The sequence below is a fragment of the Aggregatibacter segnis ATCC 33393 genome, from assembly GCF_000185305.1.
GTDB lineage: Bacteria > Pseudomonadota > Gammaproteobacteria > Enterobacterales > Pasteurellaceae > Aggregatibacter > Aggregatibacter segnis.
Map to the genome: position 1 here is coordinate 1,804,741 of NZ_GL622200.1, position 17,438 is coordinate 1,822,178.

General features: G+C 43.2%; 16 protein-coding genes and 1 riboswitch. Of the genes, 13 read left to right on the forward strand and 3 right to left on the reverse strand.

The features are described 5' to 3' along the window. The first annotated feature begins 327 nt into the window (after positions 1-327). The 6 genes from HMPREF9064_RS01020 to clpB all read left to right on the forward strand — a co-directional run bounded on the left by HMPREF9064_RS01020 (position 328) and on the right by clpB (position 6,806). Positions 328-687, forward strand: a complete 360-nt coding sequence (locus HMPREF9064_RS01020) for a hypothetical protein (RefSeq protein WP_006719564.1) — start codon at positions 328-330, stop codon at positions 685-687. An 88-nt stretch (positions 688-775) separates the two neighbouring features. Then, positions 776-1,630, forward strand: a complete 855-nt coding sequence (locus HMPREF9064_RS01015) for a hypothetical protein (protein ID WP_006719565.1) — start codon at positions 776-778, stop codon at positions 1,628-1,630. Positions 1,631-1,645: 15 nt separating this feature from the next. Further along, positions 1,646-1,930, forward strand: a complete 285-nt coding sequence (gene cas2, locus HMPREF9064_RS01010) for a CRISPR-associated endonuclease Cas2 (RefSeq protein ID WP_006719566.1) — start codon at positions 1,646-1,648, stop codon at positions 1,928-1,930. 8 nt (positions 1,931-1,938) lie between these two features. Further along, positions 1,939-3,009, forward strand: a complete 1,071-nt coding sequence (gene cas1 / locus HMPREF9064_RS01005) for a CRISPR-associated endonuclease Cas1 (RefSeq protein ID WP_006719567.1) — start codon at positions 1,939-1,941, stop codon at positions 3,007-3,009. 12 nt (positions 3,010-3,021) lie between these two features. Next, on the forward strand, positions 3,022-3,309 hold the full coding sequence (cas2, locus tag HMPREF9064_RS01000) for a CRISPR-associated endonuclease Cas2 (protein ID WP_006719568.1): 288 nt from the start codon (positions 3,022-3,024) through the stop codon (positions 3,307-3,309). Positions 3,310-4,235: 926 nt separating this feature from the next. Further along, positions 4,236-6,806 (forward strand): ATP-dependent chaperone ClpB, encoded by a 2,571-nt coding sequence (gene clpB / locus HMPREF9064_RS00995; protein WP_006719569.1) that lies wholly within the window; start codon positions 4,236-4,238, stop codon positions 6,804-6,806. 99 nt (positions 6,807-6,905) lie between these two features. On the opposite strand, the gene HMPREF9064_RS00990 is transcribed toward clpB, so the two are convergent. After that, a complete protein-coding gene (locus tag HMPREF9064_RS00990) occupies positions 6,906-7,406 on the reverse strand; it encodes a surface-adhesin E family protein (RefSeq protein ID WP_032998013.1) in 501 nt (166 codons plus the stop codon). A 184-nt stretch (positions 7,407-7,590) separates the two neighbouring features. On the opposite strand from HMPREF9064_RS00990, the gene purM reads away from it, so the two are divergent. After that, entirely contained in the window at positions 7,591-8,631 is a 1,041-nt protein-coding gene (purM, locus tag HMPREF9064_RS00985; protein WP_006719571.1) for a phosphoribosylformylglycinamidine cyclo-ligase, read from the forward strand. Continuing rightward, positions 8,631-9,269, forward strand: coding sequence for a phosphoribosylglycinamide formyltransferase (gene purN, locus HMPREF9064_RS00980; protein WP_006719572.1), 639 nt, complete (start codon positions 8,631-8,633; stop codon positions 9,267-9,269). The genes purM and purN overlap by 1 nt, the downstream gene beginning before the upstream one ends. A 35-nt stretch (positions 9,270-9,304) precedes the next feature. Here the strand turns inward: purN and HMPREF9064_RS00975 are convergent, their stop codons facing one another. Next, positions 9,305-10,120 carry a Cof-type HAD-IIB family hydrolase gene (locus HMPREF9064_RS00975; protein WP_006719573.1) on the reverse strand — a complete coding sequence of 272 codons (816 nt, stop codon included), beginning with the start codon at positions 10,118-10,120 and terminating at the stop codon, positions 9,305-9,307. 155 nt (positions 10,121-10,275) lie between these two features. On the opposite strand from HMPREF9064_RS00975, the gene HMPREF9064_RS00970 reads away from it, so the two are divergent. Together HMPREF9064_RS00970 and nfuA are read left to right on the forward strand one after the other, a co-directional pair. Further along, complete coding sequence (locus tag HMPREF9064_RS00970; protein ID WP_032998016.1) at positions 10,276-10,962, forward strand: phosphoribosyltransferase family protein; 687 nt, start codon at positions 10,276-10,278, stop codon at positions 10,960-10,962. 109 nt (positions 10,963-11,071) lie between these two features. After that, on the forward strand, positions 11,072-11,656 hold the full coding sequence (gene nfuA, locus HMPREF9064_RS00965) for a Fe-S biogenesis protein NfuA (RefSeq protein ID WP_006719576.1): 585 nt from the start codon (positions 11,072-11,074) through the stop codon (positions 11,654-11,656). A gap of 49 nt (positions 11,657-11,705) precedes the next feature. Here nfuA and brnQ read toward each other — a convergent pair whose 3' ends face one another. Next, positions 11,706-13,208, reverse strand: a complete 1,503-nt coding sequence (brnQ, locus tag HMPREF9064_RS00960; RefSeq protein WP_006719577.1) for a branched-chain amino acid transport system II carrier protein — start codon at positions 13,206-13,208, stop codon at positions 11,706-11,708. A gap of 25 nt (positions 13,209-13,233) precedes the next feature. Between brnQ and pyrG the strand changes: the two genes are divergently transcribed. The 3 genes from pyrG (at position 13,234) to eno (ending at position 17,345) form a co-directional block, all read left to right on the forward strand. After that, entirely contained in the window at positions 13,234-14,868 is a 1,635-nt protein-coding gene (gene pyrG / locus HMPREF9064_RS00955; RefSeq protein ID WP_006719578.1) for a glutamine hydrolyzing CTP synthase, read from the forward strand. A 144-nt stretch (positions 14,869-15,012) separates the two neighbouring features. Continuing rightward, positions 15,013-15,112: riboswitch (TPP riboswitch) on the forward strand. 58 nt (positions 15,113-15,170) lie between these two features. After that, positions 15,171-15,833 (forward strand): thiamine phosphate synthase, encoded by a 663-nt coding sequence (gene thiE, locus HMPREF9064_RS00950; protein WP_006719579.1) that lies wholly within the window; start codon positions 15,171-15,173, stop codon positions 15,831-15,833. Positions 15,834-16,034: 201 nt separating this feature from the next. After that, complete coding sequence (eno, locus tag HMPREF9064_RS00945; protein ID WP_006719580.1) at positions 16,035-17,345, forward strand: phosphopyruvate hydratase; 1,311 nt, start codon at positions 16,035-16,037, stop codon at positions 17,343-17,345. Positions 17,346-17,438 lie beyond the last annotated feature (93 nt).

Here is a 17,438-nt window from a genome sequence, read left to right on the forward strand (position 1 = left end):
AGGATAAACAAAGCAGGAGGAAACATGGAATTTATATTAGCTTTTTTAGATGAATGGTATAAAACTCAATCCATACATCGAAAGAACCCTTCCCGTTTCAAAGAGATTAAAAACATATCTAAAATTAACCGCACTTTTAGCATTTTTTAAAATGTGTATTTTCAAAATACAAATTTTTCTTATCTATTCTCAACCCTCAATTCAAAATAAATAATCCCATCTAAATAAAATCACCGCTTAATCTCTTTTATATACAAATTTGCATTTTATTTTTTACATTATTTTCTCATTTATGATGTATTCATAAAGAATAAGTAAGGAGGAAATATGTTGAACTTAAGAATGCATCATAAAGCAACACAAGTAATATTTAATCCTTCCTATGCTGAAAGTGAAATTAACGCTATTGCTGCAGGTTTTGTTGAAGTAAGAGACGAACGTGCTTATAACGGACGTTATTTCATTAAAAATGGTAAAAAATGGATTCATAATTTAGAAGCTTTACGCAAGAAATTAAATACTAAATATGGTCGTTATATTGATGATGAGGAACTGTCTTCACCGGCACCTGAAGGGTTTGGTTACGACATTAAAACCTATTATTTATATAACTCAACATCATCAACTCACAATGAGTTTTCAACTCGTTTTCGTACGATACTGGAGAAGGTTTGTATTAAGCATTAGCTTGAGTGCAAATTTGTATTTCAATATTTAACACTCAAGATAATTTATTATTTAATCAATCATTGAAACACGAAAGGTATAAATAAAAATGTTCTATATCACTAAACATAATTATTATAAAAACATTATCTGTAAGTTAGATATTGATATTCCTACTATTGAAAAAACAGGCTTTTTCTCAAGTTACAAACTCGATCTATTTGATCTTGATCTTAGCTATTTTGCAAAAAATGAGCGTGAAATGCTCATCATCAGCGATCATTTATTCCGCAATATTTCTAATATTAATAAGAATGTGATTTTTAAACAAATCAAACACAAAGAAAATAACTGGGTGTATAAACTTAGTGTGCCTGCATATCATGCGGATCGTCATTGCCCGAATTTAACAAAAGAATTCAATAACATCAGAATTCCATATTCTCTTGAGCCTTCTCTATGCAAGGAATATCGTCAATTTTTTATTGATAATAAGGATCGTTATGGTAATAAAGCCGGTCTTATTGAACCGAAAGTTTTCGCACGTAAGTTAAAAGAGAAATTTAACTTAAGCGAAGAGCTTGATGAATTGCTAGAAAATCACATTTTACCGGAAATCCGTGAAAATAGCGGTGTAGAGTGCGTAAACATCACTGTTGAACAGCTTATTGATGAAATCAATGAACTCATTGATATTTTTAAGAATTTCATTAAAAAAGAACAGATTTCAGGCTTATTGTCCCGTCGCTCATGGTTGAGTACTAAAGATGATTCTGAACTTTCTGAGACGGAACGTGAATCTATGCAGAAAGTATATGAACAAAAAAGAAGAATCTGCGCCCGTATTCTCGCATTTCATTTTCAGCACTTTGAAAAAGAAGGGTTTAATATTTCGGAAAACCTATTAGAAATGCTTGGATTTCAGGCTTGCCCAAATTGCTGTAAGCATATTATTCCATTCTAAAATCGGAGAAGGGTTATGGATACTCGTCGGAGTCGCTACCTGATCGCCTATGATATTGCTGATTCTCATCGACTTTATCAAATGCATAAACACGTCGAGGCCTATGCCATTGGCGGACAAAAATCTTTCTATGAATGTTGGCTAACAGAACATGAAATGATCGCATTCCAACAAGACGTAAATGCATTAATTGACGCCTCTGACGATCGTGTATTTATTTTTAGAATTCCAAATAACATCGAACCTTTGCTATTCGGCAAAGCTACATTGCAATCAAATTCCCCATTTTTACTCGTTTAGGAGGCATTATGTCGAGCTTATATATTGATAGAAAAGGCACCGAAATCAAATTAAATGGCGAAGCCTTAGTGTGTTATGAAAATGGTGAACGCGTCGGCACCATTCCCCTTGCGCCAATAGAACGCATTTATTTAAAAAGCTATGTCACCGTACAAGCCTCATTGTTGGCAAAATTGGGAGAAAAGGGCATTGGCATTATTTTTCTTTCCGGCAGAAAAAATACCCCCACACTCTTTTTGGCTCAACCGCACAATGATGCCACCCGTCGTTTAAACCAATATGAACTGGCAAAAAATGAATCTTTCTGTTTAGCGTTTGCGAAAAAACTCATGCAACTCAAATTAGTCACACAAAAAAATTGGCTTTGGCAGGCAAGTAATGCTCGCGCGGATAAAAAAAGCCAATTGGCAGAAAAAGCCGGCGAATTGGATCAACTGATTGGCAAAATCAATGAACAGACAACCCTCGCCTCATTGCGTGGTATTGAAGGCAGAGCCGCCTCCGTTTATTTCACCGCATTAAGTCTTTATCTTCCTCCGGCATTACGCTTTCAAGGCAGAAACCGCCGTCCACCACGGGATCCGTTCAATGCCGGCTTATCCCTCACCTACACACTCATCCATTCAGAAGCCGTACTCGCAGCCTATGGCGCAGGGCTTGATCCATATATCGGCTTTTATCACGCCCTTGATTTTGGTCGAGAATCCCTCGCCTGTGATCTCATTGAACCGTTACGTCCTTTAATTGATAACTGGTGTTTAGGCTTATTTCGCCAAAACATTTTACGCGAAGAGTCTTTCTCTACAACACAAGAGGGCTGCTTTTTAGGGAAAGCAGGGCGTGTAGAATTTTATAAAAGCTATGAAAGTGCGGTCGGAAATTGGCGCAAAATGCTCACAGAGAACAGTTTAGACATTGTTAATCTCATTAAACAAGCTGATTTTATCAGCTCACCACAACGCCGTGAAAGTGAATGGCAAACCTTTTCCGGCATTAACGAACGACAATGGCAAGGTCTGTTAGGACGCTATTATTTTAATCAACAAACCATGCTACAAGACGTGATTTTCCAATTTTAGGAGGGAACAATAATGCAATACCTTATTGGTTACGACATTGCCGACCCCAAACGTCTCCAGCGTATTCATCGCCGCATGACCAAATATGCCACCCCAATTCAATACAGTATTTTCTTATTTGAAGGTTCAGAAAAATTGTTAACACAATGCTTAACGGAGGTTATGCAGATTTTCCATAAAAAAGAAGATGATCTCCGAATTTACCCCTTACCCCATAAGTGCTCTCAATGGCGCTTAGGAAAAGCGAGCCTGCCCCAAGGCATTATTTGGACAGCATTACCCATCAGTTTAACGTTATAACAGAGGTGAAAATGTGGAGAAACTGAGGTAAAATAGCGAACAAAAGTCATATAAAAAACGTCGTTTTTTATCACCGCACTTTGAACAAAGATTAAAAAGAAAATGAGTAAAAACGTTCAACATTTAATCAAATTCATACCCTACTTTTCGCGTGAGGGAAAAAATTGGGAACCGATCCTCCCAAGCCTTATCCATCAAGGCACTAAACCACCCCCGCAGTCGAAAGACCTTGCCCTGTTCCAAAGGGATTAAGACTACTCAAGCTTCTCGAGTCTAGCAGGTTCACCGTCGAAAGACCTTGCCCTGTTCCAAAGGGATTAAGACTTCTCCTTTAATTTCGCTTCGATTTCAGAAATCAGTCGAAAGACCTTGCCCTGTTCCAAAGGGATTAAGACTTGTAAAGTGCTAAATAAACCTTATCCATTATTGTGTCGAAAGACACCGCCCTGTTCGAAAGGGATTAAGACTTATCACCGCTTTGCCGGCTATCAAGCATTTGCAGTCGAAAGACACCGCCCTGTTCCAAAGGGATTGAAACGAATATGGGATATTGATATTAATTTCGTTCATTTGTCGAAAGCCCCGCCCTGCTCCAAAGGGATTGAAATGCGTTTAATGGGCGCTAAAATACGATTTAAACCTGTCGAAAGACCTCACCCTGCTCCAAAGGGATTGAAACTCTGGGTGGTATTTGATTGCCATTCTTTTATATGTCGAAAGACCCCGCCCTGCTCCAAAGGGATTCTCCATCAATCACCAAAGTGCGGTGTGTTTTTTAAATAAATCACGCCAATCAAGTTTCTACTAATTAATCGGCAAGACTAAATTTTTTCATTTTTTCTCTTGAAATCCCTCAAAACGATCTTATTTAAATTTGGCGAACAAATGTTCAACAGAACATCCATGGAACGAAGAAGGAAATACTTATGAATATTGAAAAATTTACGACCAAATTCCAACAAGCCATTGCTGAAGCGCAATCTTTAGCGATTGGCAAGGATAATCAATTTATTGAACCGGTGCATTTATTGAGTGCCTTGTTAAATCAACAAGACGGTTCGGTGGCACCGATTCTAACCGCAAGCGGTGTGAATGTTGCCGCGTTGCGCAACGAACTCAACAACGAACTTGCCAAACTTCCGCAAGTGTCCGGCAATGGCGGTGATGTACAACTTTCCCGTCAGTTGCTTAACCTTTTGAATTTATGCGATAAATTGGCGCAACAACGGCAGGATAAATTTATTTCCTCCGAACTCTTTTTACTTGCCGCCTTAGAAGAAAAAGGCGCCGTCAGCGAAATACTGAAAAAGTGCGGTGCGAAAAAAGACCAAATTTTACAAGCCATCGATCATATTCGTGGAGGACAAAACGTGAATGACCAAAATGCGGAAGAAAGCCGCCAAGCCTTAGAAAAATATACTATCGACTTAACTGCCCGCGCGGAAAGCGGCAAATTGGATCCGGTGATTGGGCGTGATGAAGAAATCCGTCGCACCATCCAAGTGTTGCAACGCCGTACTAAAAATAACCCGGTACTTATCGGTGAACCTGGCGTGGGTAAAACCGCCATTGTGGAAGGGTTGGCACAACGTATTGTGAACGGCGAAGTGCCGGAAGGTTTAAAAAATAAACGCGTACTTTCACTTGATATGGGCGCGTTAATCGCCGGCGCAAAATATCGCGGTGAATTTGAAGAACGCTTGAAAGCCGTTTTGAAAGAATTGGCGCAGGAAGAAGGCCGTGTCATTTTATTTATTGATGAAATTCACACCATGGTGGGTGCGGGTAAAACCGATGGTGCCATGGATGCGGGCAACTTGTTAAAACCAAGTTTGGCACGCGGTGAATTGCATTGTGTAGGCGCGACTACGTTAGACGAATATCGCCAATACATTGAAAAAGACGCGGCTCTTGAACGTCGTTTCCAAAAAGTGTTTGTGGGCGAACCAAGCGTGGAAGATACCATTGCTATTTTGCGTGGCTTAAAAGAACGTTATGAAATCCATCACCACGTGCAAATTACCGACCCGGCTATTGTGGCAGCGGCAACATTGTCCCATCGTTACATTTCCGATCGCCAGTTACCGGATAAAGCCATCGACTTGATCGACGAAGCCGCATCCAGCATTCGGATGGAAATCGACTCCAAACCACAGCCGTTGGATCGCTTGGATCGCCGTATTATCCAACTCAAATTGGAACAACAGGCGTTACAAAAAGAAGATGACGATGCCAGCCGCAAACGCTTGGAGATGTTAGAAAAAGAATTATCGGAAAAAGAACGGGAATACGCTGAATTAGAAGAAGTGTGGAAATCTGAAAAAGCCGCGCTTTCGGGCACCCAACACATTAAAGCTGAATTGGAAAACGCCCGTACCCAAATGGAACAAGCCCGTCGTGCTGGTGATTTGAGCAAAATGTCCGAATTGCAATACGGTAAAATTCCGGAATTGGAAAAACAATTAGCGGCAGCAGAAGGTGCGGAAGGCAAAGAAATGAGCCTATTACGCTATCGTGTTACCGACGAGGAAATTGCTGAAGTGCTTTCCCGCGCCACCGGCATTCCGGTCTCCAAAATGATGGAAGGTGAAAAAGAAAAACTCTTGCGCATGGAAGAAGAATTGCACAAACGCGTTATCGGGCAAAACGAAGCCGTGGATGCCGTGGCGAACGCCATTCGTCGTAGTCGTGCCGGTCTTTCCGATCCAAATCGCCCAATTGGTTCCTTCTTGTTCTTAGGGCCAACCGGTGTGGGTAAAACCGAATTGTGTAAAACCTTGGCGAAATTCTTATTCGACAGCGAAGATGCCATGGTGCGTATTGATATGTCCGAATTCATGGAAAAACACAGCGTGTCCCGCTTGGTCGGCGCACCTCCGGGTTATGTGGGCTATGAAGAAGGCGGCTATTTAACCGAAGCCGTACGTCGTCGCCCGTATTCTGTGATTTTGCTCGACGAAGTGGAAAAAGCGCACCACGATGTGTTCAACATCTTGTTGCAAGTGTTGGATGACGGCCGTTTAACCGACGGACAAGGCAGAACCGTGGATTTCCGCAATACGGTGGTAATCATGACGTCTAACTTGGGTTCCGATTTGATTCAAGGCAACCAAGAAGAAAGCTACGACGACATGAAGACGTTAGTGATGTCTGTGGTGAGCCAACATTTCCGTCCGGAATTTATTAACCGAATTGACGAAACCGTGGTGTTCCATCCGTTGAATAAAGACAACATTCGCGCCATTGCGGAAATTCAGTTAAAACGCTTAATCAACCGCATGGAAAGCCGTGGCTATGTGTTGCACTTTACGGATGCCACCCTCAATTTCATTAGCGAAATCGGCTATGACCCGATTTACGGCGCGCGTCCGTTAAAACGTGCGATTCAGCAAGAAATTGAGAACCCGTTAGCGCAACAAATCCTTTCCGGTAGTTTATTACCGGAAAAACCGATTAGCGTGGATTATGTTGACGGCAAAATTGTAGCAAAACAATAAAACATAAAAAAACAAAAGCCATTTAGTGAACGCTAAATGGCTTTTTTGTTATCTCGATGACAGAAAGTGCGGTCAAAATCCACCGCACTTTTTCTTTTCTTATTTCCGACGGTACATGTTCGCACACATCACTTGCCCTAACGTATAAAGGGAAGATTGTGGCTGTAACGCGATAGTATGTTGAGATTGGCGTTTCGGCGCGGTGCGAATACCGTCACCCCAAAAATCAGCGTAGAAATCGCTGCGCACGTGGGTGAAATAGTGACTCTCACAATTTAAAATTTTATATTGGCGCATGGATTTGGCATAAAGCGTCGGATGATCTTTGAATACATATAACCCTTTGTCCAAGTTAATCACCACATCAAAATGAATCAGGCGTTTGTCCTTGTTATCCACCCAAACGGAATTGGTGTCCACATAATAAAAAATACCCGGCACAAGTTGTAAAAAGCCGTTTTTCGTTTCTTTTGGCGGAACAAGCGGCACATCGCCCTGCGCTTTCGCATTGACTTGTGAATTTAACGCCGGCTTGGTTGAAGGCGAGGAAGAGCAAGCAGCCAATAAAAGTGCGGTTAAAAATACAAACGTTTTTTTCATATTAGACTCCTTATTCACGCCAAAGGGCACTATTCCTATGCCTTTCATTTTGGCACAATTCTTATTCAATAGCTAATTGAAAGCCGGCTTTCGGAGAAAAATTCTTTACACGTATCGCAAACGTTTGCGTAAGCGTGTACAATGGCGCCCTAATTAATTTAGTCATCATTAACGGGAAGCCATCGTGAGTACACAATCCTTAAGTTATAAAGATGCCGGCGTGGATATTCATGCAGGTAATGAATTAGTTGAACGCATTAAACCAGAAGTGAAACGCACCACTCGTCCTGAAGTGATGGGCGGTTTAGGCGGTTTCGGCGCACTTTGTGCCATTCCGTCTAAATATAAAGAGCCGATTTTGGTATCAGGTACTGACGGTGTCGGCACAAAATTGCGTTTAGCCATTGATTTAAATCGTCACGACAGTATCGGTATCGATTTGGTGGCAATGTGCGTAAACGATTTGGTGGTACAAGGTGCCGAACCGTTATTCTTCCTGGATTATTATGCCACAGGCAAATTGGATGTAGATGTTGCCGCCAACGTCATTAAAGGCATTGCAAATGGTTGTGAACAATCCGGCTGTGCTTTAGTGGGCGGCGAAACGGCTGAAATGCCGGGCATGTACCACGAAGGCGATTACGACCTTGCCGGTTTCTGCGTCGGCGTGGTGGAAAAATCGGAAATCATTGATGGCAGTCAAGTCAAAGTTGGCGATGCGTTAATCGCCCTCGCTTCTAGTGGCCCACACTCTAACGGCTATTCTTTAATTCGCAAAGTGATTGATGTTGCCGGTGTGAATCCAGCTGAAGCACAGTTAGAGGGCAGTCCATTAGCCGACCATGTACTGGCACCGACAAAAATCTATGTGAAATCCATTCTGCAATTAATCAAACACGTAAATGTTCACGCTATCGCTCACTTAACCGGTGGTGGTTTCTGGGAAAATATCCCGCGCGTGTTACCAAACAGCGTCAAAGCGGTGATCAATGAAAACAGCTGGCAATGGCCTGCGGTGTTTGATTGGTTGCAACAACAAGGCAATATCACCGACTACGAAATGTATCGCACGTTTAACTGTGGCGTGGGTATGGTGATTGCATTGCCGCAAGAAGACGTGGAAACCGCACTAGGTCTGCTACAACAGGCTGGTGAAAACGCTTGGGTCGTCGGGGATATTCAACATCTCGCTGATGAAAACGAACCGCAAGTTGTTATTCGTTAATGAAAAAAATCGTTGTTCTTATTTCCGGTTATGGTGCGAATTTACAGGCGATTATTGATGCTTGTGAATCGCGCTATATTGACGGTGAAGTCGTTGGCGTATTCAGCAATCGAGCGGATGCCTTTGGACTGCAACGGGCAAAAAGTGCGGGTATTTTTCACCGCACTTTTTTACGTAGCGATTATGCCGACAACCTCGCCATGGATCGCCATATCGCCGATGAAATCGACAATCTCGGCGCGGATTTAATCGTGCTGGCCGGCTACATGAAAATCCTCACGGCGGAATTTACCCAACGCTTTGCGGGAAAAATTCTCAACATTCACCCTTCTTTATTGCCCAAATATCCTGGGCTGCATACCTACCAACGGGCAATCGAAGCCGGTGAGACGGAACACGGCATGACCATTCATTTTGTCAATGAAGAAGTTGATGGCGGCGCCATTGTGTTACAAGCCAAAGTGCCTATTTTTGCCGAAGATGATATTGCAGATATTGAGCAACGGGTCAAAGAACAAGAAATTCGTTTTTATCCGTTGGCAATAAAATGGTTTGCTGAGGGAAGACTCAGGTTAATCGACAATCATGCCTATTTAGACGGCAACCGCTTACCACCGCAAGGTTATGCGATTGACTAAAGATATAAAAAACGCGCTTTTCAGCGCGTTATTTTTTATTCGTTAATTAATCCGGCTTTGATAAGGAATCGATAAATGCCGTCTTGATCAAGCGGTTCCGCCACATGATCGGCAATCGCTTTGAGTTTTTCATTGCCATTGCCCATCGCCACACCTACGCCCACGGTGCTTAACATTTCCAAATCGTTTAACTGATCGCCGAACGCCATGACATTGTCCATTTGTAGTCCCAAGTGTTTGACCACCGCTTGAATACCGCGAGCCTTTGAACCTTCTGCATCGAATAAATCCACAGAATCTTCATGCCAACGCACCACGCGCAAGCCATCTAATACGCCTGAATTTTGCACCAATTCATCATGCTCTGCGCGATAAAACGGCAGAACTTGGCCAATATCATTTGTTTCAAAAAAGGTTTTATCCACAATATAATCTTTCAAGATCGGATCCATCGCGAACTGCACCACTGAATTCCGCTCTGAAACTGCCACCGTATGATCCGCGACAAACGCATAAGGCATATTATGTTGCTCAAAAAAATGCACCAAACGGCGAATTTTTTCCGTTGGAATCACATGTTTCTCAATCACTTGCCCACGATAACTTGCCATCTGCCCGTTCATGGTCACAAATAAATCAATGCCTTCCTGCTCAATCACCTGATTTAATTTATGCGGGAAAGCACAACGAGTACGCCCTGTGGCAATGGCAGGAATAATGCCGTTTTCTTTCAATTTACGCATAAACACAGGCACCGTTGCCGGCAGAAAATCACGTTGTTTCATAAACAACGTGTCATCGATATCAAAAAAGACCACTTTGATTTGGTCTCGATAATTCGGAATGCTCATGTTTTTTCTCTTCTATTAAATTCAGTGTCTGGCAGAAATGTTGCCTGATTTTAGCATTTTTGCGAGGCAGATCCTAAAATCGGGCAAAAAAACAACGAAAAAAAGCACCGCACTTTATGATGTGCCGGTTTTCTTAATCAAGTGCGGTCGCTTTTATGAACGTTTTTCGATCCAGCTGCGTGCATTGCCATGCGCCTCTTAAACTAGCCAAACATGGCTTATGTAGCCGTTGTAATCGAACGATTCGGCGTTTTCCTTATTGCGGTTGCTGTGGCTCAGAGCTGATGGAAAATGCCTTGCATTGTGGCAACTGTTTACAGCAGGAACCGGCGTGGGATCGCATGGTGATTATAGGTCGTTACAACGAACCGCTTTCCACGCTGATTCATCGCTTTAAATTTCAAAAACAATTTCAACTCGACCGCACTTTAGCACGCCTGTTGTATTTGGCCATCCGCGAAGCTCGACGAAATCATCAATTGCCTTTGCCTGAGGTGATCCTGCCCGTGCCGTTACATCATGTTCGACAATGGCAACGGGGATATAACCAAGCAGATTTATTGGCGCACCAACTGAGCTCATGGCTTAAGATACCCGCCAAAAACGACTTAATCATCCGTGCCAAACGTACACCGACTCAACGAGGCCTTAGTGCTAAAGATCGACGACAAAATCTCAAAAATGCGTTTCAACTTTCCGCTAAAGCCCGAGATTTTCCTTATCGTCACGTTGCCTTAATAGACGATGTGATCACCACCGGCGCGACGTTAAACGAAATCGCCAAGCTATTACGCAAAGCGAATGTTACACATATTCAAGTGTGGGGATTGGCGCGAACATAAAACGCATGATAAGGCAGCGGTATTTTTTATTACACCAAAAGGTGGAAAAAAAACCGCATGAAGCGTATCATATCCGACAAATTTAATTAGGTTTTATTGTGGGAGCGTTATGCAACAAATTACCATTTCAGCGGAAGCACAAGCACATTTCCGCCGTTTATTAGATCAGCAAGAAGAAGGCACTAACATTCGTATTTTCGTTGTCAATCCCGGTACGCCAAGTGCCGAGTGCGGTGTGTCTTACTGCCCACCCAATTCGGTGGAAGCAAGCGATACCGAAATGAAATACGACACCTTTTCTGCCTTTGTGGATGACATCAGTCTGCCATTTTTGGAAGATGCAGAAATCGACTATGTCACGGAAGAATTAGGCGCACAACTCACCTTAAAAGCACCAAACGCTAAAATGCGCAAAGTGGCAGACGACGCGCCGTTAATCGAACGCGTGGAATACGTCATTCAAACTCAAATCAACCCTCAATTAGCAAGTCACGGCGGTAAAATCACCTTATTAGAAATCACCGATGACGGCTATGCGATTCTACAATTCGGAGGCGGTTGCAACGGTTGCTCCATGGTGGATGTCACCTTGAAAGACGGCGTAGAAAAACAATTAATCAGCCTCTTCCCGGATGAATTAAAAGGCGCAAAAGATGTGACGGAACACCAACGCGGCGAACATTCTTATTATTAAACCCAAACAAAAAACCACCGAAAAGGTGGTTTTTTGTTGTCTTTGAAAACTATTTTGCACGTTTACCAACCAACATGGTCAAGAACATCACGCCTAACGCCGGAATTAACCACGCCAAGCCATTATCATATAATGGGAAATTGCCAAGGAATTGTTTCACGCTGTCAGACAATAATCCCACGTTATTTAAGCTGTCGCACAGACTAAAACACACGGTGACCGCAATCGTGGCGTTATAGGTTAATTTCACACGTGGCAATTTAGCACGGACGAATTGCAATACCACCAACATGATTGCCACCGGATAAATTAATAACAATGCAGGAATAGTTACTTGTAATAATTTCGTTAAGCCGTTTTCGGAAATGATGGTCGTCATGATAGTAAATACCACCACCCAAAAGGCGTACGGTAAGCGGTTGGAGAATTTAGCGAAATAGTAAGCACAAGCACTGGTCACGCCCACTAAGGTGGTTAAACTTGCCAAGAAGATGATACCGGACATAATCCAAGAACCTTCTTTGCCAAATAACACGTTTACATAACGAGAGAAAATTTGACCGCCGTTGCTAGCGCCTTGCGCCACTTGGTCACTGGTCGCACCAAGATAGAAAAGGGAAAAATAAAGTGCGGCTAATAAAACCACTGAAATGCAGCCCGCAGAAATGGTGTAACGCATGATTTTTTGCGGTTCAGTGACGTTTTTCGCACTTAACGCACGTGCAACAATGCCGCCGAAAGCAATTGCCGCTAAGACATCCATGGTTTGATAACCGCTAATTAAACCGGTGGTCAACGCGGAGCTGTCCGCATAACTTTTGCTTGGTGCGGCAATGTCAGACAATGGCGACATAAAGACTGTCACAGTGACCACCACCAATAACACCAATAACGCCGGGGTCATAAATTTGCCTACGCTGGAAATAATGGTGTTTGGTTTTAGCATGAATAACATAGCAATAATGTTAAAGACTACGGCAAAAATCAGGTGATTTGCCGGTGTATCCGAGACAATCTCTAACGGCACCAACGCCATTTCATAGGCTACGTTGGTAATTCGCGGCATCGCAAACGTAGAACCAATCACTAAATATAAGGTGGCTAAAAATAAAATTTCCGCCCATTTTGGTAGGTCGCGAGTAAGTTCTTCGCCACGTCCTAAAACAGACACAATCACTAAGGTGATAAATGGCATTAACACACCGGTCACAACAAAACCTAATGCCGCTGTTGCCCAATGTTGCCCAGCAGTGTAGCCTTCCATAGGTGGGAAAATGATGTTTCCTGCACCTAAAAACAGGGCAAAAATCATCATACCTAAAACAACAATATCTTTACGTGAAAACATAATAAATTTCTCTTTTGTTATAAAAAGTCGGCGGATTTTACACCAAAAATAGCGAATTTCGTAATAAAACATAAAAAAAGTGTGATATTTTTCCACCGCACTTTCTGTCAAATCCGCAAGCGCGGCGATTGAGTTCATCGGACCTTTGTTGTAAACTAGGCTCCCGTCTTGATAGATTATCTTTATTCTAATTTTTCCATTCATTCCAATAGCAACAAACAGGTTTCTTATGGCTACCAATTATATTTTCGTCACAGGCGGCGTGGTTTCTTCGCTTGGTAAAGGTATTGCAGCAGCGTCCCTTGCGGCAATCTTAGAAGCGCGTGGCTTGAACGTCACGATCATGAAACTCGACCCTTATATCAACGTCGATCCGGGCACCATGAGCCCGACCCAGCACGGTGAAGTTTTCGTGACCCAAGACGGCGCGGAAACCGATTTAGATTTAGGTCACTACGAACGTTTTATTCGTACCAAAATGACCAAACGTAACAACTTCACGACCGGTAAAATCTATTCCGAAGTGTTACGCAAAGAGCGTCGCGGAGATTATTTAGGCGCGACCATTCAAGTGATTCCACACATTACCAACGAAATTAAAGCACGCGTGATTGATGGCGCAGCGGGGCATGATGTGGCCATCGTAGAAGTAGGTGGCACAGTGGGCGATATTGAATCCCTCCCATTCTTGGAAGCCTTGCGCCAACTTGCCGTACAAGTGGGACGTGAACGCACGATTTTCATGCACTTAACGCTTGTTCCTTATATTCCGACCGCCGGCGAAGTCAAAACCAAACCAACACAACATTCCGTGAAAGAATTGTTGTCCATCGGGATTCAACCGGACGTGCTGATTTGCCGTTCCGACCGCATGATTCCACCAAATGAACGCGCCAAAATTGCGTTATTCTGTAACGTACCGGAACGCGCGGTGGTTTCCCTGAAAGATGTGTCTTCTATTTACCAAATCCCGGCACTTTTAAAATCTCAAGGATTGGACGATTTCATTTGCAATCGCTTCCACCTAACTTGCCCGGAAGCAGATTTGTCCGAATGGGAACAAGTGTTGTATCAACAAGCCAATCCGACAGGCGAAGTCACCATTGGTATGGTGGGCAAATACACTGAATTGCCGGATGCGTATAAATCCGTAAACGAAGCCTTAAAACACGCCGGTTTGAAAAATCGCTTGAGCGTAAATATTAAATACATCGACTCACAAGATGTAGAAACCAAAGGCGTCGACATCTTAAAAGGCTTAGACGGTATTTTAGTACCAGGCGGCTTCGGCTATCGTGGTGTGGAAGGCAAAATCCTCACCGCCAAATATGCCCGCGAAAACAACATTCCCTATTTAGGTATTTGCTTAGGGATGCAAGTGGCGCTCATCGAATTCGCCCGTAATGTTGCCGGCATGACCCAGGCAAACTCTTCCGAATTCGACCGCACTTGTCCTCAACCGGTGGTAGGTTTAATCACCGAATGGCAAAATGCAGAAGGCAATACGGAAGTCCGCAGTGATGAATCCGATTTAGGTGGCACCATGCGTCTTGGCGCACAAAAATGCCATTTAATTGAAGGCAGCTTAGCACGTCAATTATACGGGGCTGAAACCATTGAAGAACGCCATCGTCACCGTTACGAAGTCAATAACGTATTGCTTCCGCAAATCGAAAAAGCAGGCTTAAAAGTGACCGGTTTATCCGCCGATAAGAAACTGGTGGAAATCATTGAAGTGCCGAACCACCCTTGGTTTGTCGCTTGCCAATTCCACCCGGAATTCACCTCTACGCCACGTGATGGTCACCCGTTATTCGAAGGCTTTGTGAAAGCGGCAAAAACCAATCAGAAAAAATCCGACTAACGGCTTTCTGAAAAATTGAAATGAAAGTGCGGTCAGAAAAACACTTGGATTTTTGACCGCACTTTTTTATTTTCTCGCCGTGATCCACTTCACAAAAAATGGCCTTTGCTCTTGTTCTGCCTCTTGCCTTTCACTATATTGAGAACCCTCTTGTCGGAGTGCCGGAAGGCTGAGATCGCAATGAACGCGAGATCCGTGGAACCTGTGGATTAATCCCCGCGCAGGGAACAAGTTATTAGCAATTTGCATTTCATCACACCTTCCGCACAAGCTACCTTTTATTTACCTTACCGGAGATTGCCATGTCGGAAGCTGTGTCTCATTTATCAGAAATCATCCCGCCTAAAGCGCCTTTTGCGCCCACCGAATTTAAGTTGGGATTGTATGTCATCGTGGACAGTTACGAATGGATTGAACGGCTCATTCATGCCGGCGTGAAAACCTTGCAAATTCGCATTAAAGATCGCTCGCCGGAACAAGCAGAAGAGGAAATCGCCCGTTGCATTGCCTTAGCCAAACAACATCAAGTGCGGTTATTTGTAGATGATTTTTGGTCGTTAGCGATTAAATATCAGGCTTATGGCGTCCATCTTGGGCAGGAGGATTTGCTCACAGCGGATTTAAACGCCATCCAACAAGCAGGACTGCGTCTCGGTGTTTCCACCCACAATCAAGAAGAAGTCGATCTGGTGTTACCGTTGCGCCCTTCCTATGTTGCCCTCGGGCATATTTTCCCGACGCAAACGAAAGACATGCCTTCCGCCCCTCAAGGTATTACCAATTTAGCTGCACAGGTAAAAAACTTAGGTAAAATGCCGACTGTCGCAATCGGCGGTATTAGTGCCTCACATTTCCCCGATATTTTGGCCACAGGAGTCGGTAGCATTGCCGTGATTTCTGCTGTAACCAAAGCGCAAGACTGGCAACGTGCGGTGAAAAATTTACAGCAATATTTTGTCGAATAACGGGCTATTTTCGTTCAAATTTATGGCGCACCATCTCGAAAAATTCATCTTAAAATTGAACCGCACTTCAGACGCAGTAAAACATAGAGCAAAATCAAATTGTCTGTAGTTTTTGCAAGACAAAGGAACAAAATAGCTTTATGATACCGACATTTTTAGAGCAAACTAACCCGTTTTAATTAACTTAATGAGGAAAATAAAATGGCAAAAATCGTTAAAGTCATTGGTCGTGAAATTATCGACTCCCGTGGTAACCCAACAGTGGAAGCCGAAGTCCATTTAGAAGGCGGATTCGTCGGTCTTGCAGCAGCGCCATCAGGAGCATCTACCGGTTCTCGCGAAGCGTTAGAATTACGTGACGGCGACAAATCCCGTTTTTTAGGTAAAGGCGTATTAAAAGCGGTTGCCGCAGTAAACGGACCAATTGCCGAAGCAATTCTTGGTAAAGATGCGTCTAACCAAGCTGAAATCGACCAAATCATGATCGATTTAGATGGCACTGACAACAAATCTAACTTCGGTGCAAACGCCATCTTAGCGGTATCCTTAGCAAACGCAAAAGCAGCCGCAGCGTCTAAAGGTTTACCACTTTACGCTTACATCGCTGAACTTAACGGCACACCAGGCGTTTACGCTATGCCATTACCAATGATGAACATCATCAACGGTGGTGAGCACGCAGACAACAACGTTGATATCCAAGAATTCATGATTCAACCGGTTGGTGCGAAAACCTTACGTGAAGCACTTCGTATCGGTGCGGAAGTATTCCACAACTTAGCGAAAGTATTAAAATCTAAAGGCATGAGCACCGCAGTTGGTGATGAAGGTGGTTTCGCACCTAACTTAGCCTCTAACGCAGACGCGTTAGCCTGTATCAAAGAAGCGGTAGAAAAAGCAGGTTATGTATTAGGTAAAGACGTGACTTTAGCAATGGACTGCGCATCTTCTGAGTTCTACAACAAAGAAACCGGCAAATATGAAATGAAAGGCGAAGGCCGTTCATTCACTTCTCAAGAGTTCACACACTATCTTGAAGAATTAACCAAACAATACCCAATCGTGTCTATCGAAGACGGTCAAGATGAATCAGACTGGGAAGGTTTTGCATATCAAACTAAAGTGTTAGGCGACCGCGTTCAATTAGTGGGCGACGACTTATTCGTAACTAACACTAAAATTTTAAAAGAAGGTATCGAAAAAGGTATCGCAAACTCCATCTTAATCAAATTCAACCAAATCGGTTCTTTAACCGAAACCTTGGCTGCGATTAAAATGGCGAAAGATGCTGGTTACACTGCTGTGATCTCTCACCGTTCAGGTGAAACCGAAGATGCGACTATTGCTGACTTAGCCGTGGGTACCGCAGCAGGTCAAATCAAAACCGGTTCTATGAGCCGTTCTGACCGTATTGCGAAATACAACCAATTAATCCGTATCGAAGAAGCATTAGAACGCGCAGGTACACCTGCTCCGTTCCCAGGCTTGAAAGCGGTTAAAGGTCAAGCTTAATTAATAACCATCGCGGTTATTAAAACGCGCTAAAAGAACACCGCACTTTTTGTTGAAAGATAAAAAGTGCGGTGATTTTTTTATGTGTTTTTT